This window comes from Comamonas odontotermitis (assembly GCF_020080045.1).
Taxonomy (GTDB): Bacteria; Pseudomonadota; Gammaproteobacteria; order Burkholderiales; family Burkholderiaceae_C; genus Comamonas; species Comamonas odontotermitis.
Window position 1 is genome coordinate 326841 of sequence record NZ_CP083452.1, and the last position, 23877, is coordinate 350717.

25 protein-coding genes are annotated in these 23877 nt (G+C 62.6%); 19 read left to right on the forward strand and 6 right to left on the reverse strand.

What is annotated here, in order from left to right; genetic code table 11:
* The first annotated feature begins 9 nt into the window (after positions 1–9).
* The 11 genes from LAD35_RS21800 to LAD35_RS21850 all read left to right on the forward strand — a co-directional run bounded on the left by LAD35_RS21800 (position 10) and on the right by LAD35_RS21850 (position 12813).
* Entirely contained in the window at positions 10–795 is a 786-nt protein-coding gene (locus tag LAD35_RS21800) for a glycosyltransferase family protein (protein ID WP_224153027.1), read from the forward strand.
* Complete coding sequence (locus LAD35_RS21805; RefSeq protein ID WP_224153028.1) at positions 792–1892, forward strand: glycosyltransferase family 4 protein; 1101 nt, start codon at positions 792–794, stop codon at positions 1890–1892. The genes LAD35_RS21800 and LAD35_RS21805 overlap by 4 nt, the downstream gene beginning before the upstream one ends.
* Positions 1893–1966: 74 nt before the next feature.
* Positions 1967–2860 carry an acetylglutamate kinase gene (gene argB, locus LAD35_RS21810; RefSeq protein ID WP_224153029.1) on the forward strand — a complete coding sequence of 298 codons (894 nt, stop codon included), beginning with the start codon at positions 1967–1969 and terminating at the stop codon, positions 2858–2860.
* Positions 2861–3061: 201 nt separating this feature from the next.
* Positions 3062–3742 (forward strand): nucleoid occlusion factor SlmA, encoded by a 681-nt coding sequence (slmA, locus tag LAD35_RS21815; RefSeq protein WP_224153030.1) that lies wholly within the window; start codon positions 3062–3064, stop codon positions 3740–3742.
* Between the two features lie 224 nt (positions 3743–3966).
* Positions 3967–4731: a TetR/AcrR family transcriptional regulator gene (locus LAD35_RS21820; RefSeq protein ID WP_224153031.1), complete on the forward strand. Its 765-nt coding sequence runs from the start codon at positions 3967–3969 to the stop codon at positions 4729–4731.
* Positions 4732–4749: 18 nt separating this feature from the next.
* Positions 4750–6552, forward strand: a complete 1803-nt coding sequence (locus tag LAD35_RS21825; protein WP_224153032.1) for an acyl-CoA dehydrogenase C-terminal domain-containing protein — start codon at positions 4750–4752, stop codon at positions 6550–6552.
* Between the two features lie 38 nt (positions 6553–6590).
* Positions 6591–7040, forward strand: a complete 450-nt coding sequence (locus tag LAD35_RS21830; protein ID WP_377779276.1) for a DUF2147 domain-containing protein — start codon at positions 6591–6593, stop codon at positions 7038–7040.
* A gap of 68 nt (positions 7041–7108) precedes the next feature.
* A complete protein-coding gene (locus LAD35_RS21835; protein WP_224153033.1) occupies positions 7109–9517 on the forward strand; it encodes a 3-hydroxyacyl-CoA dehydrogenase/enoyl-CoA hydratase family protein in 2409 nt (802 codons plus the stop codon).
* A 166-nt stretch (positions 9518–9683) separates the two neighbouring features.
* Positions 9684–10880, forward strand: coding sequence for an acetyl-CoA C-acyltransferase (locus LAD35_RS21840; RefSeq protein WP_224153034.1), 1197 nt, complete (start codon positions 9684–9686; stop codon positions 10878–10880).
* Positions 10881–11100: 220 nt separating this feature from the next.
* Positions 11101–11943 carry an acyl-CoA thioesterase gene (locus tag LAD35_RS21845; RefSeq protein WP_224153035.1) on the forward strand — a complete coding sequence of 281 codons (843 nt, stop codon included), beginning with the start codon at positions 11101–11103 and terminating at the stop codon, positions 11941–11943.
* 87 nt (positions 11944–12030) lie between these two features.
* Positions 12031–12813: an enoyl-CoA hydratase gene (locus LAD35_RS21850; RefSeq protein ID WP_377779274.1), complete on the forward strand. Its 783-nt coding sequence runs from the start codon at positions 12031–12033 to the stop codon at positions 12811–12813.
* A 173-nt stretch (positions 12814–12986) separates the two neighbouring features.
* Here the strand turns inward: LAD35_RS21850 and LAD35_RS21855 are convergent, their stop codons facing one another.
* Genes LAD35_RS21855 through LAD35_RS21865 form a run of 3 tightly spaced genes read right to left on the reverse strand, consistent with a single transcriptional unit; the run spans position 12987 to position 15264 of the window.
* A complete protein-coding gene (locus tag LAD35_RS21855) occupies positions 12987–13799 on the reverse strand; it encodes a ChbG/HpnK family deacetylase (protein WP_224153036.1) in 813 nt (270 codons plus the stop codon).
* Positions 13796–14206, reverse strand: coding sequence for a GtrA family protein (locus LAD35_RS21860; protein ID WP_224153223.1), 411 nt, complete (start codon positions 14204–14206; stop codon positions 13796–13798). The genes LAD35_RS21855 and LAD35_RS21860 overlap by 4 nt, the downstream gene beginning before the upstream one ends.
* Positions 14206–15264, reverse strand: coding sequence for a glycosyltransferase family 2 protein (locus tag LAD35_RS21865; protein ID WP_224153037.1), 1059 nt, complete (start codon positions 15262–15264; stop codon positions 14206–14208). The genes LAD35_RS21860 and LAD35_RS21865 overlap by 1 nt, the downstream gene beginning before the upstream one ends.
* Before the next feature lie 270 nt (positions 15265–15534).
* Between LAD35_RS21865 and LAD35_RS21870 the strand changes: the two genes are divergently transcribed.
* Both LAD35_RS21870 and LAD35_RS21875 read left to right on the forward strand, forming a co-directional pair.
* Entirely contained in the window at positions 15535–15996 is a 462-nt protein-coding gene (locus tag LAD35_RS21870; protein ID WP_224153224.1) for a thioesterase family protein, read from the forward strand.
* 260 nt (positions 15997–16256) lie between these two features.
* On the forward strand, positions 16257–16880 hold the full coding sequence (locus LAD35_RS21875) for a bactofilin family protein (RefSeq protein ID WP_224153038.1): 624 nt from the start codon (positions 16257–16259) through the stop codon (positions 16878–16880).
* 128 nt (positions 16881–17008) lie between these two features.
* Here LAD35_RS21875 and LAD35_RS21880 read toward each other — a convergent pair whose 3' ends face one another.
* A complete protein-coding gene (locus LAD35_RS21880) occupies positions 17009–17452 on the reverse strand; it encodes an acyl-CoA thioesterase (RefSeq protein WP_224153039.1) in 444 nt (147 codons plus the stop codon).
* A gap of 11 nt (positions 17453–17463) precedes the next feature.
* On the opposite strand from LAD35_RS21880, the gene LAD35_RS21885 reads away from it, so the two are divergent.
* Positions 17464–19332, forward strand: coding sequence for an ABCB family ABC transporter ATP-binding protein/permease (locus LAD35_RS21885; protein ID WP_224153040.1), 1869 nt, complete (start codon positions 17464–17466; stop codon positions 19330–19332).
* A 64-nt stretch (positions 19333–19396) separates the two neighbouring features.
* Here the strand turns inward: LAD35_RS21885 and LAD35_RS21890 are convergent, their stop codons facing one another.
* The gene (locus LAD35_RS21890; protein ID WP_224153041.1) at positions 19397–19843 is read right to left on the reverse strand and encodes a polyhydroxyalkanoate granule-associated phasin; all 447 of its coding nucleotides are present in this window, start codon (positions 19841–19843) and stop codon (positions 19397–19399) included.
* 158 nt (positions 19844–20001) lie between these two features.
* On the opposite strand from LAD35_RS21890, the gene LAD35_RS22335 reads away from it, so the two are divergent.
* Genes LAD35_RS22335 through LAD35_RS21900 form a run of 3 tightly spaced genes read left to right on the forward strand, consistent with a single transcriptional unit; the run spans position 20002 to position 21200 of the window.
* The gene (locus tag LAD35_RS22335; protein WP_263434680.1) at positions 20002–20136 is read left to right on the forward strand and encodes a hypothetical protein; all 135 of its coding nucleotides are present in this window, start codon (positions 20002–20004) and stop codon (positions 20134–20136) included.
* Positions 20137–20153: 17 nt separating this feature from the next.
* Complete coding sequence (locus tag LAD35_RS21895; RefSeq protein ID WP_224153042.1) at positions 20154–20366, forward strand: 4-oxalocrotonate tautomerase; 213 nt, start codon at positions 20154–20156, stop codon at positions 20364–20366.
* Complete coding sequence (locus LAD35_RS21900) at positions 20367–21200, forward strand: creatininase family protein (RefSeq protein ID WP_224153043.1); 834 nt, start codon at positions 20367–20369, stop codon at positions 21198–21200. It abuts the gene before it with no gap.
* A 4-nt stretch (positions 21201–21204) separates the two neighbouring features.
* Here LAD35_RS21900 and LAD35_RS21905 read toward each other — a convergent pair whose 3' ends face one another.
* Positions 21205–22095, reverse strand: coding sequence for a LysR family transcriptional regulator (locus LAD35_RS21905; protein WP_224153044.1), 891 nt, complete (start codon positions 22093–22095; stop codon positions 21205–21207).
* A gap of 210 nt (positions 22096–22305) precedes the next feature.
* On the opposite strand from LAD35_RS21905, the gene LAD35_RS21910 reads away from it, so the two are divergent.
* Both LAD35_RS21910 and LAD35_RS21915 read left to right on the forward strand, forming a co-directional pair.
* The gene (locus LAD35_RS21910) at positions 22306–22740 is read left to right on the forward strand and encodes a VOC family protein (protein WP_224153045.1); all 435 of its coding nucleotides are present in this window, start codon (positions 22306–22308) and stop codon (positions 22738–22740) included.
* A 134-nt stretch (positions 22741–22874) separates the two neighbouring features.
* Positions 22875–23801 carry an amino acid ABC transporter substrate-binding protein gene (locus LAD35_RS21915; protein WP_224153046.1) on the forward strand — a complete coding sequence of 309 codons (927 nt, stop codon included), beginning with the start codon at positions 22875–22877 and terminating at the stop codon, positions 23799–23801.
* Positions 23802–23877 lie beyond the last annotated feature (76 nt).

The window sequence follows — 23877 nt, forward strand, 5'->3', positions numbered from 1 at the left end:
TAGAAGGCCATGCTCCCATCGCCACACCCGTACCCCGCCATTGTCCTGTCCGTCGTCAGCCACGGGCACCGGGACATGGTGCAGCGTCTGCTGGAAGATCTGGCCCGCCTGGGCGACGCTGGCGTGAGCCGCGTCGTGCTGACGCTGAACCAGCCGGAGCCACCGTTGCAGACCCCCGAAGGCGGCTGGCCATTTGTGCTGGAGATTCGGCACAACCCCGCGCCCCTGGGCTTTTCGGCCAACCACAATGCGGCCCTGGCAGATGCCAGCGAGCCCTTTGTCTGCATCGTCAACCCGGATGTGGTGCTGCGCAAGGGCAACCCTTTCCCCGCCCTTGTTGAGGCGGCGCGCCGCCCTGGCGCCGGCCTGGCCTATCCCACGCAGCTGGACGAAACAGGTGCGGTGCAGGACAGCGAGCGCGAGGTGCCCACGCCCTGGTCGCTGCTGCTGCGCTACACGGTGCGCCGGCGGGAAACACGGGCGGAATGGGTCAACGGCGCCATGTGGATGCTGCCTGCCGATGCATGGCGGAGCATTGGCGGGCTGAACCCCGCCTACTTCATGTACTGCGAGGATGTGGACCTCTGCCTGCGCCTGCGCCTGGCCGGCTTTACGCTGGCACGTGCAGACGCCGTGGTGGAGCATGCAGGCCAGAGGGCCAGCCATCGGCGCATGCGCCATGCTTTGTGGCATATTCGCAGCCTGCTGCAGTTATGGACTTCGGCAGTGTTCTGGCGTTCGCGCCCTTTGTTGCGGCGCCTGCCGGCTGCGGCACTCACGATGACGAAACAATGATTCTCTTGGCAGTGGTGGCTTTTCTGTTCGCGCTGATCGGTGCGGGCTTCATCGTGCGCCGCATGCGCGGGCACGCCAGGCGCTATGGCAAAGACCTGCCCCAGCGCTTTCACATGGGCCATATTCCCCGCCTGGGCGGCCTGGCCATGTTTGTCAGCATGGTGTTGACGGTGGGCGTGGCAGGTGTGCAGAACTGGTGGGGCTACTACAGCAATGCACTGCAGTGGAACACCTGGGTGCTCTACTTTTTCATAGCAATGCTGCCCGCAGTGGCGGGCGGTATTGCTGAGGACATGACCCAGCGCATGACGGTGCGCTACCGCCTGGTGCTGACCCTGGCCACCGGCTTGCTGGCCGTCTACCTGCTGGGAATGACCGTGCCGCGCCTGGGCCTGGGCTGGCTCGATGCCTTGTTGAGCACCGCCCCCTGGCTGGGCATGGCGCTGGCGGTGCTGGCGATAGCGGGTCTGCCCCATGCCTTCAACATCATCGATGGCTACAACGGCTTGGCCGGCATGGTGGCGCTCATCATCTGTGCGGCGCTCACCCATGTGGCGCTGCAGCTGGGCGACCGCGAACTGGCCGCCATTCTGGTGATCACTGCCGCGGCCACACTGGGCTTCATGTTCTGGAACTACCCCATGGGCCAGTTGTTCGCAGGCGACGGCGGCGCCTATGTCTGGGGCATCGTGATCGCGTTCTGCAGCATCACCCTGGTGCAGCGCCACCCCATCGTCTCGCCCTGGTTTCCGATGCTGCTGCTCATCTATCCGGTGTGGGAGACCATGTTCTCCATTTATCGCAAGCTGGCGCGGGGTGATTCGCCGGGCATGGCAGATGCCCTGCACCTGCACCAGTTGATCTATCGCCGCATTGTGCGCAGCGTGCTGGACGAGAATGCCGCCCGTCAGATGCTGCGCCGCAACAACCGCACCGCGCCCTACCTCTGGGCCTTCACCTTGCTGACAGTGGTGCCTGCCGTGCTGTTCTGGCGCAACACCTATGTGCTGATCGCGTTCTGTGCGCTGTTCTGTGTCTCTTATGTGGCCGCGTACCTGGTGATTGTTCGCTTCAAGCTGCCGGGCTGGATTCGCTAATTGACGGCCATGGCGCAGATTGGGGCACAATGCGCGTTTTGAACCTTCCCGTCCTGCTGTAAAGGCCTGCATCCATGACGACCCAACCTCTTTCCATTGCTCCACGCGACAAGGCAGAAATCCTGGCGCAGGCGCTGCCGTACATTCGCAAGTTCCATGGCAAGACCATGGTCATCAAGTACGGCGGCAATGCCATGACGGACCCTGAGCTGCAGGCCGACTTTGCCGAAGACGTGGTGCTGCTCAAGCTCGTGGGTATCAACCCCGTGGTGGTTCACGGTGGCGGTCCGCAGATTGAAAACGCCTTGAAGCGCCTGGGCAAGGAAGGCCGCTTCGTGCAAGGCATGCGCGTGACCGATGCCGAAACCATGGAAGTGGTGGAATGGGTGCTGGCTGGCGAGGTGCAGCAGGACATCGTAGGCCTGATCAATCAGGCAGGCGGCAAGGCGGTGGGCCTGACCGGGCGCGACGGAGGCCTGATCCGCGCGCAGAAACTCAAGCTCAAGGACAACAAGGACCCATCGGTCGAGCACGATGTGGGCCAGGTCGGTGATATCCTCCAGATCGACCCGAGTGTGGTCAAGGCGCTGCAGGATGATGCCTTCATTCCGGTGGTCAGCCCCATCGGCTTTGGCGAAGGCAATGAAAGCTACAACATCAACGCAGATGTGGTAGCCAGCAAGCTGGCCACGGTGCTGCAAGCCGAAAAACTGATGCTGCTGACGAACATTCCCGGTGTTCTGGACAAGCAAGGCCAGTTGCTCACCGAATTGACCTCGCGCCAGATCGACGATCTGATCACAGATGGCACGATTTCGGGTGGTATGCTGCCCAAACTGGCGGGCGCCATCGACGCGGCCAAGAGTGGAGTGAACGCCGTGCACATTGTGGACGGTCGCGTTCCCCACGCCATGCTGCTGGAGATTCTGACCGACACGGCTTACGGCACAATGATTCGTAGTTATTGATACATTTGATTGCGTAATTCATGGGCTTATCCAGTGATAAGCCCGGTTTGAGCCATGATTTTGCAGATTTTCTGCAGTAAGATGTTACAGGCTCCACAGGCTGAAACATCAGTCTCCGAGAGCACAAAAGCATGATTGCTGCCTAGAAAAATAGCCTGGCGATGTTGGGAGACTACGCCGGGCACACGCCTCAAACAACGCATGTCCGATCAAGAATCTTCATTCGCCGCCGACGTCATTGATGCGCCGGTAGACGCTGCTGCGCCGGCACCTACCCGTAAACGCCCAAAACCCGGAGAGCGCCGGATCCAGATTCTGCAAACCCTGGCTGCCATGCTGGAGCAGCCGGGCGCTGACCGCATCACCACGGCGGCCCTGGCGGCGCAGATGTCGATCAGCGAAGCGGCGCTCTATCGCCACTTTGCCAGCAAGGCGCAGATGTACGAAGGGTTGATCGATTTCATCGAGCAGTCCGTATTCACCCTGGCGGTGCAGATCACAGGCCGTGATGTGCCCGACCCGGCGAAAACCGTAGAGCAGGGCGTAGCCCAGGCGCAGCGCGTGGTGGCCATGGTGCTGCAGTTCGGCGAGCGCAACCCAGGCATGGTGCGGGTGATGATGGGTGATGCCCTCCAATCCGAGCACCCACGCCTGCAGCAGCGCATGCAGCAGTTTTTTGAGCGCATCGAAACCACCTTGCGCCAGTGCCTGCGTACCGTGCCGGGGGCAGATGGGTCGGCCACGCCAACCGTGGATGCGAATGTGCGCGCCAGCGTCCATATGTCTTTCCTGATCGGCCGCCTGCAGCGCTTTGCGCGGTCGGATTTCCGCAAGCTGCCTACCGAGCAGCTCGATGCCTGCCTGGGACTGATGGCACATTGACCGGGCCCGTTCAACGGGTTGCTTCAAAAAACATAGCTGCCAGCGCTTGATGAGAAAGCGCTGGCAGTTTTTTTTATTGCGTCTCCGGCATGAGGGGCTGGTGAGCTGCAGCCTTGTCTGGGAGTCTGGCCTGTGGTTTACCCTTGCTTTGCACAACAGGCATTGGCAAGGGGCAGGGATTGTGCAAAAATCAAAAAATAGAACGACCGTGCTATTTTTGATGTATGTCCAGAATCACCACTGAAAACAACGAAACCACGAAGCTGGCCAAAGGTGCCCAAACCCGTGCCGCCATTCTGGATGCGGCGCTCGCGCTGTCTGCACAGGAAGGGCTTGATGGCCTGTCGCTGGGGATGTTGGCCCTGGCCATGGGCATGAGCAAATCGGGCGTCTTTGCCCATTTTGGCTCACTGGAAGAGCTGCAGTGCTCGGTCGTGCGTGAATACCACACCCGTTTCGAGCGCGAGATCTTCGGCCCCGCCCTGGCGGCACCGCGCGGCCTGCCCCGCCTGCTGCACATGGTGGCGGGCTGGATGGGCAGCACCGCCCAGCAGGGCGAAGCCAGCCGCCTCTATGGCAGCCTGTATATCAGTGGCGCGGTGGAGTTCGACGATCGCCCGGGCGATGTGCGCGATGCGCTCGCCGAATCGGTCAGCATCTGGATGGATGCCATGCGCCGCGCAATCGCCCAGTCTCAGCAGGAGGGCCAGTTGCAGTCCGAGGTCGAGCCTGACCAGGTGCTGTTCGAGCTGCACGGCATCATCCTCTCGCTGCACTACGAAACCCGTTTTCTGCACGGCCCGCAGGCCTTGCTGCATGCCACGCGTGCATTGCGCAGCGTGCTCCATCGCTATGCGGTGGACAGCGGGCGCGATGCGCCACTGATCGACGCCGCACTGGCGCCCCTGCTATCCGTTTCCCCTCCGACCCCTCCGGTACCGCACGCATCCTCTGCCGTAGCGGCTTCCGAATCTGCGTTGATTTCGTAAAACCCCAAAGGATATTCCATGCCTCAGTACACCCCACCACTGCGCGACATGCAGTTCCTCATGCAAGAAGTGCTGGGTCTGCCCGCCCGTTTTGCCCAGTTGCCCGCCTATGCCGATGTCGATACCGGCACCATGGATGCCATCCTGGAAGAGGCTGGCAAGTTCGCAGCCGAAGTCATACAGCCGCTCAATCTGTCCGGCGACGTTGAAGGTTGCACCCGCAACCCGGCGGATTCGAGCGTGGCCACGCCCAAGGGGTTCAAGGAGGCCTACGCCAAGTATGTGGAAGGCGGCTGGGCGGCCCTGTCGTGCGACACTGCCTACGGCGGCCAGGGCCTGCCCTTTGTGCTGAACCAGTGCCTGTACGAAATGCTCAACAGCGCCAACCAGGCCTGGGCCATGTACCCTGGCCTGTCGCACGGCGCCTATGAGGCGCTCCATGTCTATGGCTCGGACGAGCAGAAGAAGCTCTACCTGCCCAAACTCACCAGTGGCGAGTGGACCGGCACCATGTGCCTGACCGAGCCCCACTGCGGCACCGACCTGGGCTTGCTGCGCACCAAGGCCGAGCCCCAGGCCGACGGCACCTACAAGATCACCGGCAACAAGATTTTCATCAGCGCCGGTGAGCACGACATGACGGACAACATCGTGCACCTGGTGCTGGCCCGCCTGCCCGATGCGCCCAAGGGCAGCAAGGGCATCAGCCTGTTCCTGGTGCCCAAGTTCCTCGTCAATGCCGATGGCTCGCTCGGTGCGCGCAACCCCATCAGCTGCTCCGGCCTGGAGCACAAGATGGGCATCCACGGCAACGCCACCGCGCAGATCGCCATCGATGGCGCCATGGGCACCCTGGTGGGCCAGCCCAACAAGGGCCTGCAAGCCATGTTCGTGATGATGAACGCGGCCCGCCTGGGCGTGGCCAACCAGTCGCTGGGTCTGATGACCGTGGCCTACCAGAATGCGCTGGCCTATGCCAAGGATCGCGTGCAGATGCGCAGCCTCTCGGGCACCAAGGCCAAGGACCTGCCCGCCGATCCAATCATCGTGCACCCTGATGTGCGCCGCATGCTGCTGACCGCCAAGGCCTACAGCGAAGGCGGCCGCGCCATGATGGTGGCCACCTCGGCCCTGGTCGATGAAGAGCTGAACCACCCCGACGAAGCCGTGCGCAAGGCCAACGCCGCGCAGGTGGCCCTGCTCACGCCCATTCTCAAGGCCTTCCTGACGGACAAGGGCTTCGATGTGACCGTACAGTGCCAGCAGGTGTTCGGCGGCCACGGCTACATCCACGAAACCGGCATGGAGCAGTTCGTGCGCGATGCGCGCATCAACATGATCTACGAAGGCACCAACGGCATCCAGGCACTTGACCTGCTGGGCCGCAAGGTGCTGGGCGACCAGGGCGCGGCGCTCAAGGCGTTGGGCAAACTGGTGCAGGGCCTGGTCGAGGAAGAAGGCGTGAACGAGCGCATGGCCGATTTCATCAACCCGCTGGCGCAACTGGCCGGCCAGATGACGGGCATCACCACCGAGCTGGGCCTCAAGGCACTGCAGAACCCCGACGAAGTGGGCGCGGCCTCGGTCGACTACCTCTGCGTCATGGGCCATCTGGTGATGGGCTACTGGTGGGCGCGCATGGCGCAGACCGCGCTGCGCGCACTGGCGGAAGGCGACGCGGCTGACAAGACCTTCTACGAAGGCAAGCTGCAGACGGCGCGCTTTTACTTTGCGCGCCTCTTCCCCGAGGCAGGCCTGCGCGTGCGCACCATGCGTACCGGCAGCAAGCTTTTGATGAACACCGACGCTGCGCTGGCTTAACACCCGCAGTGCTGCCGAAAAGACCTAAGGAGACCGTGATGCAAACCTTGCTGAAACCTTTGCTGATGGTGGCTGGCAGCTTGGCGGTGGCACTGCCAGCGCTCGCTGCCGAAATGTCGCCGGTGGGCCTGTGGCGCACCTTTGACGAGAAAAGCGGCGAGCCCAAATCCGAGGTGCGCATCAGCGACAGCGGCGGCGTGCTCAGCGGCAAGGTGGAAAAGCTGCTGCGCAAGGGCGCCGACCCCAAGGCGGTCTGCGACCGTTGCACTGACGATCGCAAGGGCCAGCCGCTGGTGGGGCTGGAGATCATTCGCGGTGCCAAGAAGGCAGAAGGCAAGGCCGTGTGGGAAGACGGCAGGATTCTTGACCCGGAAAACGGCAGCACCTACAGCTTGAAGCTCACGCCTGCCGACAACGGCAGCAAGCTCGATGTGCGCGGATCAATCGGCCCGTTCGGCCGCACGCAAACCTGGTCGCGAGTCGAATAGGTTTTGAATGAAATTGGCTTTTGGCGGTTAACCAGAAAGCGCTGATAGCTATCAAAAATGGAGTAACCATGTCTCGATTTGTGGTGAAGAAAGTGGCGGTGCTCGGCGCCGGGGTGATGGGGGCACAGATTGCGGCCCACCTCGTCAATGTGCGCGTGCCGGTGGTGTTGTTTGACCTTCCGGCAAAGGAAGGCCCCAAGAGTGCGATTGCCCAGAAGGCGATTGCCAACCTGAAGAAGCTCAAGCCTTCGCCGCTGGGCGTATCGGCAGAAGCGGATCTCATAGCGGCAGCCAACTACGAAGAGCACCTGGAGCTGCTCAAGGACTGCGATCTGGTGATCGAGGCGATTGCCGAGCGCATGGACTGGAAGCGCGACCTGTACCACAAGATCGCGCCGTTCGTCGCACCCCATGCGATCCTGGCATCCAACACCTCGGGCCTGTCGATCACGGCACTCTCGGAAGCCCTGCCTGAGCAACTGCGCCACCGCTTCTGCGGCATCCATTTCTTCAATCCGCCGCGCTACATGCAACTGGTGGAACTGATCCCCACTGCGGCGACCGAGCCGCAGGTGCTCGATCAGCTGGAAACCTTTGCCACCACCCAGCTGGGCAAGGGCGTGGTCCGCGCCAAGGACACGCCCAACTTCGTAGCCAACCGCGTGGGTGTGGCGGGCATGTTGTCCACCATTGCCGAGGCCGATCGCTTTGGCCTGACCTATGACGTGGTGGACGACCTGACCGGCAAGAAGCTTGGCCGTGCCAGCTCGGGCACCTTCCGCACCGCCGATGTGGTGGGCCTGGATACCCTGGCCCACGTCATCGGCACGATGCAAACCCAGCTGAGCGCGCAGACCGATTCGTTCTACGCCAGCTACGCGACCCCTGCCGTCATTACCAAATTGATAGCAGATGGCGCGCTGGGGCAAAAGACCAAGGCAGGTTTTTACCGCAAGACCAAGTTGGGCATCGAGCGCTTCGATCCCGAGTACCAGGCCTATGTGCCTTCGGGCGAGAAGTGCAACGACGTCTACGCCCGCATGCTGAAAAAGCCAGCGGGCGAGCGCCTGCAGCTGCTGCGGGGCAGCGAGGGCGCGCAGGGCCAGTTCCTGTGGGCCATTCTGCGCAACAGCTTTCACTACGCTGCCGTGCACCTGAAGGACATTGCAGACAATGCACGCGATGTGGATCTGGCCATGCGCTGGGGCTTTGGCATGCAGCAGGGCCCGTTCGAGCTGTGGCAGGAAGCGGGCTGGCTGCAGGTCGCCAAGATGGTGCAGGAAGACATTGATGCTGGCAAGGCGCTCAGCACCGAGCCTCTGCCGCAATGGGTGTTCGAAGGCCCAGTGGCCGATGCCGGCGGCGTGCACACGCCCCAGGGATCGTGGAGCGCTGCCGAAAACCGCTTCGTGCCACGCCGCGATCTGCCGGTGTATGCGCGCCAGCTGTTCCCCGAGCGTGTGCTGGGCGAGGCAGGCGACGCCGCGCAGGATTGGCGCACGGCAGGCCGAACCTTGACTGAGAGCAAGGCTTCGCGCACCTGGACGCTGGATGACCAGGTGCTGGTCTTCAGCATCAAGACCAAGATGCACGCCATCAGCCCCGATGTGATGGAAGACCTGCAGGCCGCGCTGGCGCTTGCCGAGAAGGACTTTGACGCCCTGGTCGTCTGGTCGGGCGACGCACCGTTCAGTGTGGGTGCCGATCTGCAGGCCATGATGCCCGCCTTTGCACTGCAAGGCCCCATGGCCATCGACCAGATCGAGCAGGTGATGCAGCAGCTCTTCCTGGCCGTGCGCTACGCGCAGATACCGGTGGTGGGGGCCGTGCACGGCATGGCGCTGGGCGGCGGCTGCGAGCTGCTGCTGCACTGCGCACGCCGCGTGGCGCACATGGAAAGCTACATCGGCCTGGTGGAAATGGGCGTGGGCCTGGTGCCGGGTGCTGGCGGTCTCACCAACGTGGCCTACCAAGCCGCGCGCCATGCCCAGTATTCGACCGGCAACGACCTGCTGCCCTTCCTGGCCAACGGTTTTACGGCTGCCGCCAAGGCCACGGTCGGCACCAGCGCGCTGGAATCGCAGACCCTGGGCTACCTGCAGGCAGACGATGTGATCGTGCCGCACCGTGACGAGCTGCTGTTTGTGGCGCTGACCCAGGCTAAGGCCATGGCGCAGTCGGGCTGGCGCCCGCCGCAGCGCAAGCCTTTCCCGGTGGCGGGCCGCAGCGGTGCTGCCACCTTGCGCAGCACCCTGGTCAACATGCGCGAGGGCGGTTTCATCACCGAACACGACATGCTGATCGCCAGCCATATGGCCAATGTGGTGTGCGGCGGCGATGTGGACGCAGGCACGCTGGTGAACGAGGAATACCTGATGGCACTGGAACGCAAGGCCTTCACCGACCTGATCGTGAAGGAAAAGACCCAGGAGCGCATTCTGGGCATGTTGAGCACCGGCAAACCGGTTCGTAACTGATGAAGCTACTGCGCAGGCCTCATGCGGCGTTGGGCGGTGCTCGCCATCCTCACGCACAGCAAGTGCGTTCCGGTGGCTGTGCTCCGTCCGCCTTGCATGAGTCCTGCTCGCTACGCTTCCTCAGCCACGAACCCGAGAGCATTGTTTGGATCATTGAGAGATCGATATGAAACAAGTACAAGACGCCTACATTGTTGCTGCCACGCGCACGCCAATTGGCAAGTCGCACAAAGGCTATCTGCGCAACATGCGCCCCGACGATCTGCTGGCCACCACGATGAAAGCCGTGCTGGCGCAGGCGCCCGGGCTCGATCCGCAGGCCATTGAAGATGTGGTGTGCGGCTGCGCCATCCCCGAGTCGCAGCAAGGGCTGAATGTGGCCCGCATCAGCGCGGTGCTGGCGGGCCTGCCGGTGGGCGTGGGTGGCGTTACCGTCAACCGCTTCTGCGCATCGGGCCTGACAGCGCTGCAGATGGCGGCAGACCGCATCCGTGTGGGCGAGGCCGACGTGATGATCGCCGCCGGTGTCGAGAGCATGAGCATGGTGCCCATGATGGGCAATTCGCCATCGCTGTCGCCCTCGATCTTTGAGCGCGAAGGCGACGTTGGCATTGCCTACGGCATGGGTCTCACGGCAGAGAAGGTGGCGCAGCGCTGGAAGGTGAGCCGCGATGCCCAGGATGCGTTTGCGCTGCAATCGCACCAACGCGCCCTGGCTGCGCAGCAGGCGGGCGATTTCACGGCAGAAATCACGCCCATCACCGTGACCGACCGGGGCGTGGACATCGCCAGGGGCGAAGCGGTGAGCAACTCGCGCACGGTCAGCCTGGACGAAGGGCCGCGCACTGATACCTCCATCGAAGGCCTGGCCAAGCTGCGTACCGTGTTTGCGGCGCGCGGCTCGGTCACCGCCGGCAACAGCTCGCAGACCAGCGATGGCGCAGGTGCGCTGCTGGTGGTGAGCGAGGCGGCTCTCAAGCGCTTCAACCTGACGCCGCTGGCGCGCTTTGTCAGCTATGCGAGCAAGGGCGTGCCGCCCGAGATCATGGGCATCGGCCCGATCGAGGCAATTCCTGTTGCGCTGCGCAACGCAGGCCTGTCGCTGCAGGACATGGACTGGATCGAGCTGAACGAGGCTTTTGCCGCGCAGTCGCTCGCCGTCATGGAGCAACTGGGCATGGACCCGGCCAAGGTCAACCCCATGGGCGGCGCGATTGCGCTGGGCCACCCGTTGGGCGCGACCGGTGCCATCCGCGCGGCCACGGTGGTGCATGCACTGCAGCGCAACAAACTCAAGTACGGCATGGTGACCATGTGCGTGGGCATGGGGCAGGGAGCCGCCGGCATCCTGGAACGCGTGTAATCCCAAGTCCATATATTGGAACAAAGGCGCGAACAGGTTTCTGTGCAGGCGTGCTGTCCCGCAGACGGCACGCCTGGCAGGGTGGGAGTGGTACAAATCAGGTGTTGCTGAAAGTGGCAGAAAATGCAACTTCCAACTGCCTCAATCAAGCAGCTGGCGCGCGATGGGTGCGCGCAAGGCTCTGGAGCCTTTCTTCACTTTTCTTGCGAAATCTGTCCCAATGAGCAACCTTTTCACTTCTACAGGCGGCCATCCCTTTGACCGGGCGATGGCAATGGAGCCTGTTGGCGCCAACCAGTTCGCCACACGCGCCAGCAAGGATTACTGGAACATGGTCGGACCCTACGGCGGCATCACCGCGGCGCAGATGGCGCAGGCGGTGCTGCAGCACCCGGATCGCCTGGGCGAGCTGGTGGCGATCACGGTGAATTTTGCGGGGGCCGTGGGTGAGGGCGAGGTGGTGATCGAAGCCATTCCTGCGCGCACCAACCGCTCCACGCAGCACTGGATCATCACCATGCGCGAAAAGGACGCGGAAGGCCATTGGTCCACAACCACGACTGCTACCGCGATGACGGCGCTGGCGCGCAAGACCTGGTCGGACGACGAATGCGCCATGCCGCAGGTGCCGCCGTCTGGCGAAGTGGCGCGCTACGTCACCGATTTTCGCGTGGAATGGCTCTCGCGCTACAACGTGCGCCCGCTTCTGGGCAGCTATCCGGAGCAGTGGGACGGTGCCATCAGCCCGAGCCTGACCCGCATGTGGGTCAGCGACGAGCCGCCGCGCCCCTTGGATGTGCAGGCACTGACGGCGCTGTGCGACGTGTTCTTTCCGCGCATCTGGCTGCGCCGCGCCAAACGGGTGCCGATTGGCACGGTCACATTCAGCGTGTACTTCCACGCCAGCGAGGACGAGCTGCGACAGGTCGGCAGCGAGCCGGTGCTGGCGCAGGCGCAGGGCCAGGGCTTTCGTGACGGCTTCTTCGACCAGACGGCACAGATCTGGGCGCCGGGCGGCACCTTGCTCGCAACGAGCCACCAATTGGTCTATTACAAAGAGTGAATGGAGGGCGCCGGATCGGTTAGCATCGGCGCCCGAACAGAGGCAAGCACGCGGCGTGCTTGCTTCCCAGATATTGGAGAGATAACTGTGAGCATTCAATCCACCTGCGACGACATCCTGGTGCTGGCCGAAAATGGCATCTGCACCATCACCTTCAACCGCGTCGCCAAGAAGAATTCCATCACCGGCGCCATGTACCTGGCCATGGCCAGCGTGCTGCAACAGGCCGCCACCAGCGGCGACGTGCGCGTGGTGCTGTTCCAGGGCGATGCCACGGTATTTACCGCAGGCAATGACCTGGGCGATTTTCTGAACGGTCCCAAACCGGACGAGAATGCGCCGCCCTTTCAGTTTCTGCAGGCACTGGCCGCCTGCCCCAAACCCATCGTGGCGGCGGTCTGTGGCCCGGCGGTCGGCATCGGGACGACCATGCTGCTGCACTGTGATCTGGTCTATGCGGGCGACAACGCGATGTTCTCGCTGCCGTTCGTGAACCTGGGCTTCTGTCCCGAAGGCGCATCGAGCCTGCTGCTGCCCCAGCTGATGGGCCACCAGCGCGCCAGCGAGGCCTTGTTGCTGGGCGATCCGTTCATGGCCGAGGCGGCACTGGAAGTGGGCCTGGTCAACCGCGTGGTGCCCCCCACCGAATGCAACACCATCGCCCAGGCCCAGGCAGCCAAACTGGCCGCCAAGCCCATGGGCTCACTGCTGGCGAGCAAAAAACTGCTCAAGAGCGGCCAGATGGCAGCGGTGCAGGCGCGCATTGCCGAAGAAGGCAAACTGTTTGCCGATCTGCTGCAGCAGCCCGCAGCCAAAGAGGCAATGAGCGCTTTCCTCGAGAAAAGAAAGCCGGATTTCAGCAAATGCTGAAAGCCATGGCGCCGCGCAGCGGTGCCAATGCACGTAGTGCAGGCGGCCTCTTTCGCTAAAAGAAAGCCGGATTTCAGCAAATGCTGAGAGCAATGACGCCGCGCAAGCGATAAATTGCTCATAAAAAGATAGCTGCTGGCGTTTGATGAAAGGGCGTCTGCAGCTATTTTTTATTAAATTTTGCGATTCGCCTGCCAGATGCTGCAGTTCTGCGCTGCCAGCGCATCGGCAAACGCTGGCGATTGAAGGTACGCAAACTCCACTGGCCGCTGCCCGCCGATGGCATCGCCCTCCACCTGGGCATTGGCGGGGTGGCACATGAGCAGACTGCCGTCGTCGCAGGCGGCCAGCCATTGCGCCATGTGCGCGCCATACGCGGCAGGCGTGGGCGCATCAAAACCATAGACGCCACCAAAGCCCCGGTTCATCTGCCAGCGCCGTGCATGCAACTGGCGCGTGAGCGTGTAGCCGCCCAGCAGCGCAATCACGGCGGCCTTGGGCTGCCAGCGCAGGCGGCCTGCGGGTGCCGTGGAGCGAATCCAGAGCTGTTGCCCGGCGTCTGTGCCATAGCGGCGCTGCAGCTCCCCCACCATGGCTGCGCGCACACCCGGCAACTGGTGCACATGCTGGTGGCCGTCGACATAGTCGGGTGGCATGCCCAGGGCATCTTCAAAGGCATCGAGCTGCTCGCGCCAGGCATCGCGCAGGCGGGCTGCGGGCAGGCGATGGGTGTAGGCCTGTGCGATGACGCTGCCAATGGTGGCTCCTGGCTGCACGCCATGGCCTTCGGTCAGGTTGAAGTGCAGCCCCACGTTCAGCCTGCCGCGCAGGGCGGGCAGGGCCCGCGCCGCTTCGCGCCAGCGCGGCGCAGTGGTCATGCAGCTGGTGGCGGACAGGCGGCCCTGCTCGGCCAGCTGCTGCACGGCGGCGTCGACAGCGGGGTGCAGCGCGTAGTCGTCTGCGCACAGCACAATGGAGCGGCTCATGCGGCGCTCCTGGCAAAGGCCCAGAACTTGGCGGCCACAAAGGTGACGACGGCCACGATCAGCAGCACGGCAAACAGGCTCCACAGGTAGTGCAGGTGCCACTGGTGCAGTGCGATGTAGTACAGCACTTCATTCAGTGCAAACGAGCAGCAGGCCACCAGAAAAAAACGCGGAAGCGCTTGTCTGTGGGGCGCTTGATGCTCCGAAAAGGTGAGCAATGCATGGCCGCCATAACTCACGCAGAATGCCACCAGAAAACCCAGCACGTTGGCTGCCAGCGGCGCCAGGGCCAGGCCCTGCACCAGCAGGGCCACCACCAGCAGATGGGTGGCCGCTGCTGCACCGCCCACGCAGACAAACTGCAGGCCCTGGGGCAGGCGGCGCAGCAGGGAGAGCAAGGTCGCCATCATGCTTGCGGTGGCTGCGAGGCGGCTGGCGTCGCGGGGGCAGCAACGCTTTCACCGCCAGCACCCGGCGCCAAAACTGGCAGTGCATGGGTGGCCACATGCTGGTCCACCACATACAGTGGCCGGCGCTTGACCTCTTCGTAGATGCGGCCGATGTATTCGCCCAGCATGCCGATTGACAACAACTGCACGCCGGAGAACAGCATCAGGCTGGCTGCCAGCGTGGGCCAACCGTCGGTAGGATTGTCGAAAATCAAGGTTTCGACGGTGATGTAGACGCCATAGAAAATGGCTGCAACCGAGATGCAGAAGCCGATGAAGCTCCAGACCTTGAGCGGAATGGTCGTGAACGAGGTCAGCCCCTCGAACGCCAGCGCCCCCAACCGGTGCAGGTTGAAAGTGGATTGCCCACTGCGGCGCGCATCGGGCACAAAGGGCAGGGCCGCGCTCTTGAAGCCGACCCAGGCATACAGCCCCTTCATGAAGCGGTTGCGCTCGGGCAACTGGCGCAGCACATCTACCACCTTGCGGTCCATCAAGCGGAAGTCGCCCGCATTTTCAGGAATGCGGAACCGGCTGTCCCGGTTCATCAGGTAGTAGAACAGCTGGGTGCCGCGGCGCTTGGCGGCGCCCTCGGCAGTCCGGTCAGCGATCACGCCGTACACCATGTCGTAGCCGCTGTTCCACAACTGCACCATCTCGGCGATCAAAGGCAGCGGGTGCTGGAAATCAGCGTCGATCAGCAGCACGGCATTGCCGCGCGCGTAGTCAAGCCCCGCGCTCATGGCCGCTTCCTTGCCAAAGTTGCGCGACAGTTGCACGTACTGCAGTGGCAGGCGATCGGCCATGCGCAATGCCAGTGCCGGCGTCTCGTCCTTGCTGCCATCATCGACCAGCACGATCTCGCACTCTGCCGAGAGCAGGCGCACCGCTTCATGCAGGGCGGGCAAAAAGGTTTCCAGATTGGCTGCCTCGTTGTAGGCGGGCACGACACAGCTCAGCCGCAATGGCGGGCGCTGCACGGCAAGAGGGGCAGGGGAGGCGGGAGGTAATGGCATGGCAAGTCTGCGGAATGGCTGGCAGTCTAGCGCAAGGCGGGGCGGGGTGGACGATGAAGCACCGCTTGCGCAGTGGATTCCTCTGTCTACATCAGTGCGTTTGGCGGGTCTCCTGGGTGAAAACCAGAGCGAATGCACATTGCCCGGCAGCGCTGTTTGTATGCATACTCGCTCAAGGACCTTTTGCCTTTTCAACCACGGAGATGTATGACCGCTGCCGCCTCGCCTGCCCACTTACCGGCCCATTCCCCCGGCCCCGCCTACGTATCGATGCAGGGGCTGGATGAGCCCTACATCGCCGGCCTGCGCGAAATCTTTGAAGAGCGCATTGTGTTCAACCAGTTGCTCGGGCTCAAGCTCGTGGGTGTCCAGGACGATGCGTTGCTGGCATCGCTGGAGATGCGGCATGAGCTGATCGGCCACTTCGGGCTCAAGCGCATCCATGGCGGCGTGATCAGTGCCAGCCTGGATGCACTGGGCGGTATTGCGGTCATGGCCGCATCGGGCGCCAAGCACGTGGGCGAGCCGGTCATGCAGCGGCTGATGCGCTTTGGCAAGCTGGGCACCATCGATCTGCGCGTGGACTACCTGCGCCCCGGCACGCACGGCCCGTTTGCGATGCAGGCGCGCGTGCTGCGCCTGGGCTCGCGCGTGGCGACGACGCGCTCGGATTTCTGCGACAGCACGGGCCAGGTGCTGGCCACGGCAACGGCGGCCTACATCGTTTCCTGACGACTATTTGCAGAGCCTAGGTGTTTGTTGGGAATTGTGAAATCTGTCGATGCTATGAAAATATTGATAGCAAACGACGCAATACAGCGGCCTTGTTACGACTAGTGTCAAATTTTGTTAACACGATAGCTATAAATTGAATAGCATAGTTCTGTTTTTTCATCGCAGGGTCGCACCAGGGTGAAAAACGCCCCTCGCAGAGGGGCCGCGAGCCGCACGCCGTGGGAAGCGTGGGGTGTCATTTTCTACAAGGAGATCCGATGGCTGTACAAAACCCTTTCTTCGGCGGGCGCCGTGACAACGACAATTCCGCATCCAAGTTCATGGGCGGCTCGTCATCGAGCTCCTCCGGAAGCACTTTGCCCAGTACGGCGGCTGGTTCGGCCAGCTCGGTGCTGGGGGGCAATCTCTCCAACAAGAGCGAAGACTTCAGCAGTGCTTCTTCATCCACTTCTTCTTACTCCAGCGCAGTGACCTCCAACGATACCAATGCCGGCACCGGCAGCAAACTGACCGTCGGCCCCAATATCAAGCTCAAGGGCGTCGAGATTACCGATTGCGACACCCTGGTGGTGGAAGGCACGGTCGAGGCCACCATGGACTCGCGCGTGATCCAGATCACTGCCGACGGCGCGTTCCGCGGCTCGGCCGAGATCGACATTGCCGAAATTCACGGTGAATTCGAAGGCAACCTGACGGTGCGCGACAAGCTGGTGATCTTTGGCAGCGGCCGGGTGCATGGCAAGATTCGCTACGGCAAGGTCATCATCGAAGAAGGCGGCCAGCTGACGGGCGAGATCGAGTGCTCGGGCAGCACGCGCAAGCCTGCAGCAAGCACAGGCAGCACCACCAAGACCGAAAAGGCCGCCGAGAGCGTGGCCTGACAGGATTCAGGCAAGAAACAGGTTGTGGCGCTCGTCCATTGCGCGCCAATAGCTCCTGATTCAGTAGCAATAAAAAAGCGCTGCCCTGGCAGCGCTTTTGCTTGGGAGCCGCTCTGGTGCTCTGGTGTTTAAGCAGACAGCGGCGGCACCTTGCGAGGCTGTCCTTCCTCGTCGATTGCCACATAGGTCAAGGTCGCTTCGGTCACCTTGATGAACTGGCCCTGCTTGGACAGGCGCTCGGCCACCACTTCCACGGCCACTGTCATCGACGTGGTGCCGACGCGGGTGAGCTTGGCGTAGAACGACAGAATGTCGCCCACGCGCACGGGTTGCTTGAAGATGAATTCATTGACGGCCACGGTTACCGTGCGGCCGCGTGAGTGGCGCAGCGGCAGCACCGAGCCCGCCAGATCGACCTGCGACATCACCCAGCCGCCAAAGATATCGCCATTGGCGTTGCAATCGGCAGGCATGGGAATGACGCGCAGCACCAGCTCCTTGTCGGTGGGCAAATCGGAGGAAGTGGTGCGGACGGTATTCATGGGCACAATCAGGGGATACAACAATCCCATAATTGTCCTCCATGCGCCGTTTTCAGGAAGCCTCTCTCCCCGCAAGCCCTAGCGAAACTAAGGGTAAACCCGAGTCTCGTGATGGAGAAACCCTGAAGCGCCTGCTGCCCTATCTGTGGGCCTACAAATGGCGCGTGATGGCTGCACTGCTGCTGATGGTGGGAGCCAAGGTCGCCAACGTCGGTGTGCCGGTGCTGCTCAAGCACGTGGTGGATGCGCTTGGCATTCAACCGGGCAGTGCTCAGGCGCTGCTGGTGGTGCCGGTTGGCCTGCTGCTGGCCTATGGCGGTCTGCGGCTGCTGACTTCGGTGTTCGGCGAACTGCGCGAGCTGGTGTTTGCCAAGGCCACGCAGGGCGCGGCGCGCTCCATCGCCCTGCAGACCTTCGAGCACCTGCACGGCATGAGCCTGCGCTTTCACCTGGAGCGCCAGACCGGCGGCATGACGCGCGATATCGAGCGTGGTGTCAAAGGCGTCGAGTCGCTCATTTCCTATTCGCTCTACAGCATCGTGCCCACCTTCATCGAGCTGGTGCTGGTGCTGGGCATCCTGGCTGTCAAGTTCGACATCTGGTTTGCACTCATCACCATCATGGCGCTGGTGGTCTACATCACCTTCACAGTCACGGTCACACAGTGGCGAACCCAGTACCGGCGCGAGGCCAACCTGATTGACTCTTCGGCGCACAGTAAAGCCATCGATTCGCTGCTGAACTACGAAACCGTCAAGTACTTCAACAACGAGCGCTTTGAAGCGGTGCGGTATGACGAGGACCTCGAGAAGCTGCGCCGGGCGCGGCTGAAAAGCCAAAGCAGCCTCAGCGTGCTCAACAGCGGCCAGCAGCTGATCATTGCCGTGGCCCTGGTTGCCATGCTGTGGCGCGCCACCCAGGGCGTGGTGGACGGCCGGCTGACGCTGGGCGACCTGGTGATGATCAATGCCTTCATGATCCAGCTGTACATTCCACTCAACTTTCTGGGCACCTTGTACCGCGAAATCAAGCAGAGCCTCACCGATCTGGACCGCATGTTCACCCTGATGGACAAGGAGCGCGAGGTGGCCGATGCGCCCGGCGCGCACCCGCTGCAACTGCAGGGCGAGCCCGAGCTGCGTTTTGACGATGTGCACTTTGCCTACCACCCCGACCGCCCCATCCTGCAAGGACTGAGCTTTGCCGTGCCCGCCGGCAGGACGGTTGCCGTGGTGGGCCCTTCGGGGGCAGGTAAATCGACGCTTGCGCGCCTGCTGTTCCGTTTTTACGATGTGCAGGCGGGCGCCATCCGCATCGCAGGCCAGGACATCCGCGAGATCACGCAGGACAGCCTGCGCCGCGCCATCGGCATCGTGCCGCAGGACACGGTGCTGTTCAACGACACGGTGGAGTACAACATTGCCTATGGCCGCCCGGGCGCCACGCACGACGAGGTGGTGCAGGCCGCCCAGGCCGCGCGCATCCACGGCATGATCGCCGCCACGCCGGACGGTTATGCCACCCGCGTGGGCGAGCGTGGCCTGAAGCTGTCGGGCGGCGAGAAGCAGCGCGTTGCCATTGCACGCACCCTGCTGAAGAACCCGCCGATCCTGATTTTTGACGAAGCCACCTCGGCGCTTGATTCTGCCAACGAGCGCGCCATCCAGCAGGAGCTGCAACAGGCCGCGCGCGGCAAGACCACGCTGGTGATTGCGCACCGCCTCTCCACCGTGGTGGACGCCCACGAGATTCTGGTGATGGATGCGGGCCGCATCGTCGAGCGCGGCACCCACGCCCAATTGCTGGCACAAGGCGGGCGCTACGCGGACATGTGGGCACTGCAGCAGAACGAAAAGCTGGAGCAGGTGGCCGAAGAGCACCAGGCGCAGGGCCAGCCTGAAAATTCCTGATTGCTATCTAAAAGTGAGCATATGGCGCTTGTGTATGAAGCGCTGGAGGCCATTTCTTGCCAAATCAGGGCTTGCGTGTCCGCGACAGGCGCTTTGCGTTGCTCACCGCCTTGGCATGCACGGGGGCGATGCCCGCGTTCAGTACATCGGTCACGGCATGCACCTGCTGCTTGACGATGCGCTTGGTGGCCTTGCCGACGCCAAACGGCGCGAAGGGGTTGCTGGCCGTGGGCGTCAGCAGCTCGGGGGCTGCGACCATGCTGGCAGCAGCCTGCCAGTACGAGGTGCAGGCCTGCGTCCACATGCCCATCCACGATTCGTAGAAGGCAACGACCTTTTCGCTACCCATGCGGTAGAACTCCTGCTGGTCGCGCACAGAAGGGCTGGGGCCGGCCGTCATCATGCGGCTCACCCGCTGGGCAACCACCTGGGGCGCAGCCCAGGAGAGCTCCAGACTTTTCGCTGCCAGCGACTGTGCGCTGGAGTTGCTGCGGCGGGAGGAGGGGGACATGGTGGACTTTCTCTGAAAAAACGCTGGTTCGATTTTAGAGAAACCGGTTTCTGATAGTTTGTACAAATTGTCAGGGAATGCTCAACAATGCTGGCAGAGAGGAGCGGATCAGGCCTATCCGGGCCCATTGCCAGAGGTGGCTGCGGGTGGGCCGCGCTATGTCAAAATCCACCAAGATACTGACTGGCCGCTACAACAGCATGAATGTCCCCAAACTGACCGCTTGCCCGCAACGACCGCAGGGTGTGATCGAATTGGCTGGCGCTTGCTGCATGGTGGCCGCGATTGAATGACCAACGGAGACCCTTGCATGCCAACCATTCGCGTAGAACTGTTCGAGGGCCGCACCGTGGAGCAAAAGCGCGCCCTGGCCGAAGCCTTGACCGAGGCCACGGTACGCACCCTGGGCGGATCGCTTGACGGCGTTGATATCGTCTTCTTCGATGTGCCGCGCCACAACTGGGCGACGGGCGGGCGCCTCTGGATCGATCAGCAGCAACAGCAACAGCAACAGCAGCAGTAAATGAGCACCGCTATCTGGTCGTCGCGCTGGTGGCAGAACATCAGCACTCGCGAATTCGCCGAAGGCGAGGCCTCGGGCCTGGCTGCGCGCACTGTGGCGGTGCTGCCGGTGGCCGCCATCGAGCAGCATGGCCCGCACCTGCCGGTGTCGGTGGATGCCACCTTGCTGCAAGGCATTGTGGATGCGGCCATGCCTTTGCTGCCGACCGATGTACCCGTGCTGGTGCTGCCCGCGCAGAACGTGGGCCTGAGCACCGAGCACCTGAACTTTCCCGGCACCCTGAGTCTGCCGCCGCAGCTCGTCATCGATCTGTGGACGGCCATGGGCCAGGCTGTGGCGCGTGCGGGCATCCGCAAGCTGTTGATGTTCAACACGCATGGCGGCCAGGTGGCGGTGATGGACATCGTGGCGCGCGAGTTGCGCATGGCGCACGGCATGCTGGTGTACAGCAGCAGCTGGGGCGGTTTGCCGCTGCCCGCTGCGGTTACCGGGCTGTTCAGTAGCGATGAGCACCGCTTTGGCATCCATGGCGGTGAAATCGAAACGTCGATGATGCTGCATCTGGCGCCCGCGCAGGTGCGTATGGAGCACGCAGGCTGCTTTCATTCCACATCGCAGGACCGCGCGAGGCGCTTTCCCATTCTGGGCAATGGCAAAAGCGCCAAGATGGGCTGGGCCATTGAAGATTACAACGCCTGCGGGGCCGTCGGCAACGCGGCGGGCGCCACGGCGGAAAAAGGCAAGGCCGTGGTCGATGCCGCTGCGCAGCAACTCTCTCTGTTGCTGCAGGAAATCCACCAGCTCGACTGGCGCTGCGCACAGCCGCAGCCATAGCTCCTCAGCTGCTGCCCGTTGCGGCGGCAGGCGCCTGTGCGCATGCTTGCAGGTGTGCGGCCAGTTGGTAAATGGGGCCCGAGAGGGCATGGCTGCGCTGCCGCAGCAGGCCTACCTCCCTGTAAAACGTGTATTCGCCCAGGCTGAGGGCCTTGACTGCGCTGGGCAGCGGCAGCAAGGCATCGGCCATGGGGGCAATCGCCACACCGATACCCTGCGCAACCAGGCAGACGAGGCCGGGGAGATCGTCCAGCTCCAGCCGTTCGGTGGGAGCCAGTTGCTGCTGGCGCAGAAAACGCTCCACCATGCGGCCGCCAAACGAGCGCCGGTCGTAGCGAATGAACGCCTGCTGCTGCAATGCACTGCGCCAGTCTTCCTGCGGCATGGTGCGGTGGGCGAGCAGCATGAAAGGCTCTTTGAGCAGCGGCTGCCAGACGAGCTGCGGCACCATGCCGAAGGGCGGACGGATGATGAGTGCCGCATCGAGGCTGCCATTGTCCAGCTGGTCCATCAGCTCCATCGAAGTGCCCGGCACCAATTGCACATGCACCTGCGGATGCTGTTGCATGAAGCCCGCCAGCGCCCGCGTCAGCAAACCGGTATGGATGGTGGCAATGGCCCCGATGCGCAGGCGTACCGGTGTGGTCGCGCCGGTGTGCTGGCCCAGTTGCTCGAACTGGCGGACCAGCGCTTCGGCCTGCGGCAGCAAGGCGCGCGCCGCAGCATTGGGCTGGGCGGAGCGGCCGGTGCGGTCGAACAGCGCATAGCCCAGGTGTTCTTCCAGCCGCTTGATCTGGCTGGATACGGCGGATTGGGTGAGCCCGATGGCATCGCCGGCACCGGCAAAAGTGCCGATGCGGGCAACGGCAATCAGTGTGCGCAGTTCGGTGATCATTGATCGAAAAAATTGTGACTCAGGTCAAAAATATATCGTTTTTAAATATCAAAGCATTGTCCTACATTCAATCTGCCGTGCCGGTTGGTGCTTGGAAATTGGCCTGCTACCTCTGTGGAGTGGCAAGGTGATTTCGTGCCAGCGCTTCCATTTTCTGGGGTGCCTGGCAATGGAGCAAAACCGGTACACCGATAGACCAAGGACGATGAAATGACCACGACAGCTGCTTCCATACCCCCTTTTCACCTGGCCTTTCCCGTGCACGATATTGCCGTGGCGCGCCAGTTCTACGGCGATCTGCTGGGCTGCCCGGAAGGCCGCAGCTCCGACGCCTGGGTGGACTTCAACTTCTATGGCCACCAGATCGTCGCGCATCTGGCTCCAGAAGAATGCGGCCACAGGCAGAGCAGTGACGTTGACGGCCACGATGTGCCCGTGCGCCACTATGGCGTGGTGCTGTCGATGGCGCAGTGGCAGGACATGGCAGACAAGCTGACCGCCGCAGGTACGCGGTTTGTGATCGAGCCCTACATCCGCTTCAAGGGCGAAGTGGGTGAGCAGGCGACCATGTTCTTCCTGGACCCGAGCGGCAATGCGCTGGAGTTCAAGGCATTCAAGAACATGGAATCGCTGTTTGCCAAGTAGAAGTGCTGTCAGGCGCTTCACTGGTAAGCGCTGATAGCTATCAAAAAAGATATCGAAAGATATCGAAAAAGACCAGGGCAAAGCGGCTGGCACAAGCCGCTGCTCATGAAAAAAAGATCCAAGGAACTCCCCACATGTATCGCCATACCCCCAGACCTGCCCAATTCTTGTTGACCGCTGCTGCCCTGCTGCTGGGCATCGGCGCGGCCCAGGCCCAGCAGGACACGCTGACCAAGATCAAAAGCACCAGCACGGTGACCATGGGCGTGCGGGAGGCATCGGGCGCGATGTCCTTCACCACCGGCAATGGCAAGTACGCAGGCTTTCATGTCGACGTGTGCGAGCGCGCCCTGCAGGGGGTGCAGAAGGCGCTGGGCCTGCCGCGCCTCGATATCCAGTACCAGATGGTGACGGCTCAGAACCGCATTCCGCTTCTGACCAATGGCACGGTGGATGTGGAGTGCGGCACCACCACGAACAATGTGGCACGCCAGAAGGAAGTGGCCTTTGCGCCGACCCTGTATGTGGAAGAGGTGCGCACGGCGGTGACCGTTGCCTCGGGCATCACCTCTGCCGATCAACTGGCTGGCAAGAGCGTGGCGGCCACGGCAGGTGCCACTGCGGTGCCCCTGGTGCGCAAATATGCCAAGGAAAAGGGCCTGGACATCCAGCTGCTGGTGGCCAAGGACAATGCCGAATGCTTCATCATGCTGGAGAGTGGCCGCGCGCAGGCCTGTGTGGCAGACGGGCAGATTCTGGCCACCGGCATCGCACGCATGCGCGAGCCGGGCAAGTACCGCGTCGTGGGCGAGCCTTTCAATGTGGAGCCGCTTGCCATCATGATGAGCAAGGATTCGCCCGAGTTCAAGAAACTGTTTGATGCACAGATCGCCAGCCTTTCTGCCAGCGGAGAGATTGCCAGGATCTATGACAGGTGGTTCATGCAGCCGATCCCGCCCAATGGCATCACGGTGAACCTGCCGGCATCGGCCAACACCCAGGCGGCCTGGGCCCAGCTGTCGGACAAGCCCATGGAGGCCTACCAGGTGGCCAAGCCCTGAACGGGTGAGCGTGGTTCAAAAATGAGAGCTTCTTGCGCTTGACTGTCTTGAGTTTCAATGAGATTTTTATTTGAAA

Excerpts from the sequence above, each read along its gene's own strand:
- LAD35_RS21805 (WP_224153028.1), top strand. The coding sequence starts at position 792 with ATGATTCTCTTGGCAGTGGTGGCTTTTCTGTTCGCGCTGATCGGTGCG.
- LAD35_RS21875 (WP_224153038.1), top strand. The coding sequence starts at position 16,257 with ATGGCTGTACAAAACCCTTTCTTCGGCGGGCGCCGTGACAACGACAAT.
- argB (WP_224153029.1), top strand. The coding sequence starts at position 1,967 with ATGACGACCCAACCTCTTTCCATTGCTCCACGCGACAAGGCAGAAATC.
- LAD35_RS21840 (WP_224153034.1), top strand. The coding sequence starts at position 9,684 with ATGAAACAAGTACAAGACGCCTACATTGTTGCTGCCACGCGCACGCCA.
- LAD35_RS21880 (WP_224153039.1), bottom strand. The coding sequence starts at position 17,452 with ATGGGATTGTTGTATCCCCTGATTGTGCCCATGAATACCGTCCGCACC.
- LAD35_RS21890 (WP_224153041.1), bottom strand. The coding sequence starts at position 19,843 with ATGTCCCCCTCCTCCCGCCGCAGCAACTCCAGCGCACAGTCGCTGGCA.
- LAD35_RS21905 (WP_224153044.1), bottom strand. The coding sequence starts at position 22,095 with ATGATCACCGAACTGCGCACACTGATTGCCGTTGCCCGCATCGGCACT.
- LAD35_RS21800 (WP_224153027.1), top strand. The coding sequence starts at position 10 with ATGCTCCCATCGCCACACCCGTACCCCGCCATTGTCCTGTCCGTCGTC.
- LAD35_RS21860 (WP_224153223.1), bottom strand. The coding sequence starts at position 14,206 with ATGGCGACCTTGCTCTCCCTGCTGCGCCGCCTGCCCCAGGGCCTGCAG.
- LAD35_RS21885 (WP_224153040.1), top strand. The coding sequence starts at position 17,464 with ATGCGCCGTTTTCAGGAAGCCTCTCTCCCCGCAAGCCCTAGCGAAACT.
- LAD35_RS21900 (WP_224153043.1), top strand. The coding sequence starts at position 20,367 with ATGAGCACCGCTATCTGGTCGTCGCGCTGGTGGCAGAACATCAGCACT.
- LAD35_RS21835 (WP_224153033.1), top strand. The coding sequence starts at position 7,109 with ATGTCTCGATTTGTGGTGAAGAAAGTGGCGGTGCTCGGCGCCGGGGTG.
- LAD35_RS22335 (WP_263434680.1), top strand. The coding sequence starts at position 20,002 with ATGTCAAAATCCACCAAGATACTGACTGGCCGCTACAACAGCATGAAT.
- LAD35_RS21820 (WP_224153031.1), top strand. The coding sequence starts at position 3,967 with ATGTCCAGAATCACCACTGAAAACAACGAAACCACGAAGCTGGCCAAA.
- LAD35_RS21825 (WP_224153032.1), top strand. The coding sequence starts at position 4,750 with ATGCCTCAGTACACCCCACCACTGCGCGACATGCAGTTCCTCATGCAA.
- LAD35_RS21845 (WP_224153035.1), top strand. The coding sequence starts at position 11,101 with ATGAGCAACCTTTTCACTTCTACAGGCGGCCATCCCTTTGACCGGGCG.
- LAD35_RS21895 (WP_224153042.1), top strand. The coding sequence starts at position 20,154 with ATGCCAACCATTCGCGTAGAACTGTTCGAGGGCCGCACCGTGGAGCAA.
- LAD35_RS21830 (WP_377779276.1), top strand. The coding sequence starts at position 6,591 with ATGCAAACCTTGCTGAAACCTTTGCTGATGGTGGCTGGCAGCTTGGCG.
- LAD35_RS21870 (WP_224153224.1), top strand. The coding sequence starts at position 15,535 with ATGCAGGGGCTGGATGAGCCCTACATCGCCGGCCTGCGCGAAATCTTT.
- LAD35_RS21855 (WP_224153036.1), bottom strand. The coding sequence starts at position 13,799 with ATGAGCCGCTCCATTGTGCTGTGCGCAGACGACTACGCGCTGCACCCC.
- LAD35_RS21865 (WP_224153037.1), bottom strand. The coding sequence starts at position 15,264 with ATGCCATTACCTCCCGCCTCCCCTGCCCCTCTTGCCGTGCAGCGCCCG.
- LAD35_RS21915 (WP_224153046.1), top strand. The coding sequence starts at position 22,875 with ATGTATCGCCATACCCCCAGACCTGCCCAATTCTTGTTGACCGCTGCT.
- LAD35_RS21910 (WP_224153045.1), top strand. The coding sequence starts at position 22,306 with ATGACCACGACAGCTGCTTCCATACCCCCTTTTCACCTGGCCTTTCCC.
- slmA (WP_224153030.1), top strand. The coding sequence starts at position 3,062 with ATGTCCGATCAAGAATCTTCATTCGCCGCCGACGTCATTGATGCGCCG.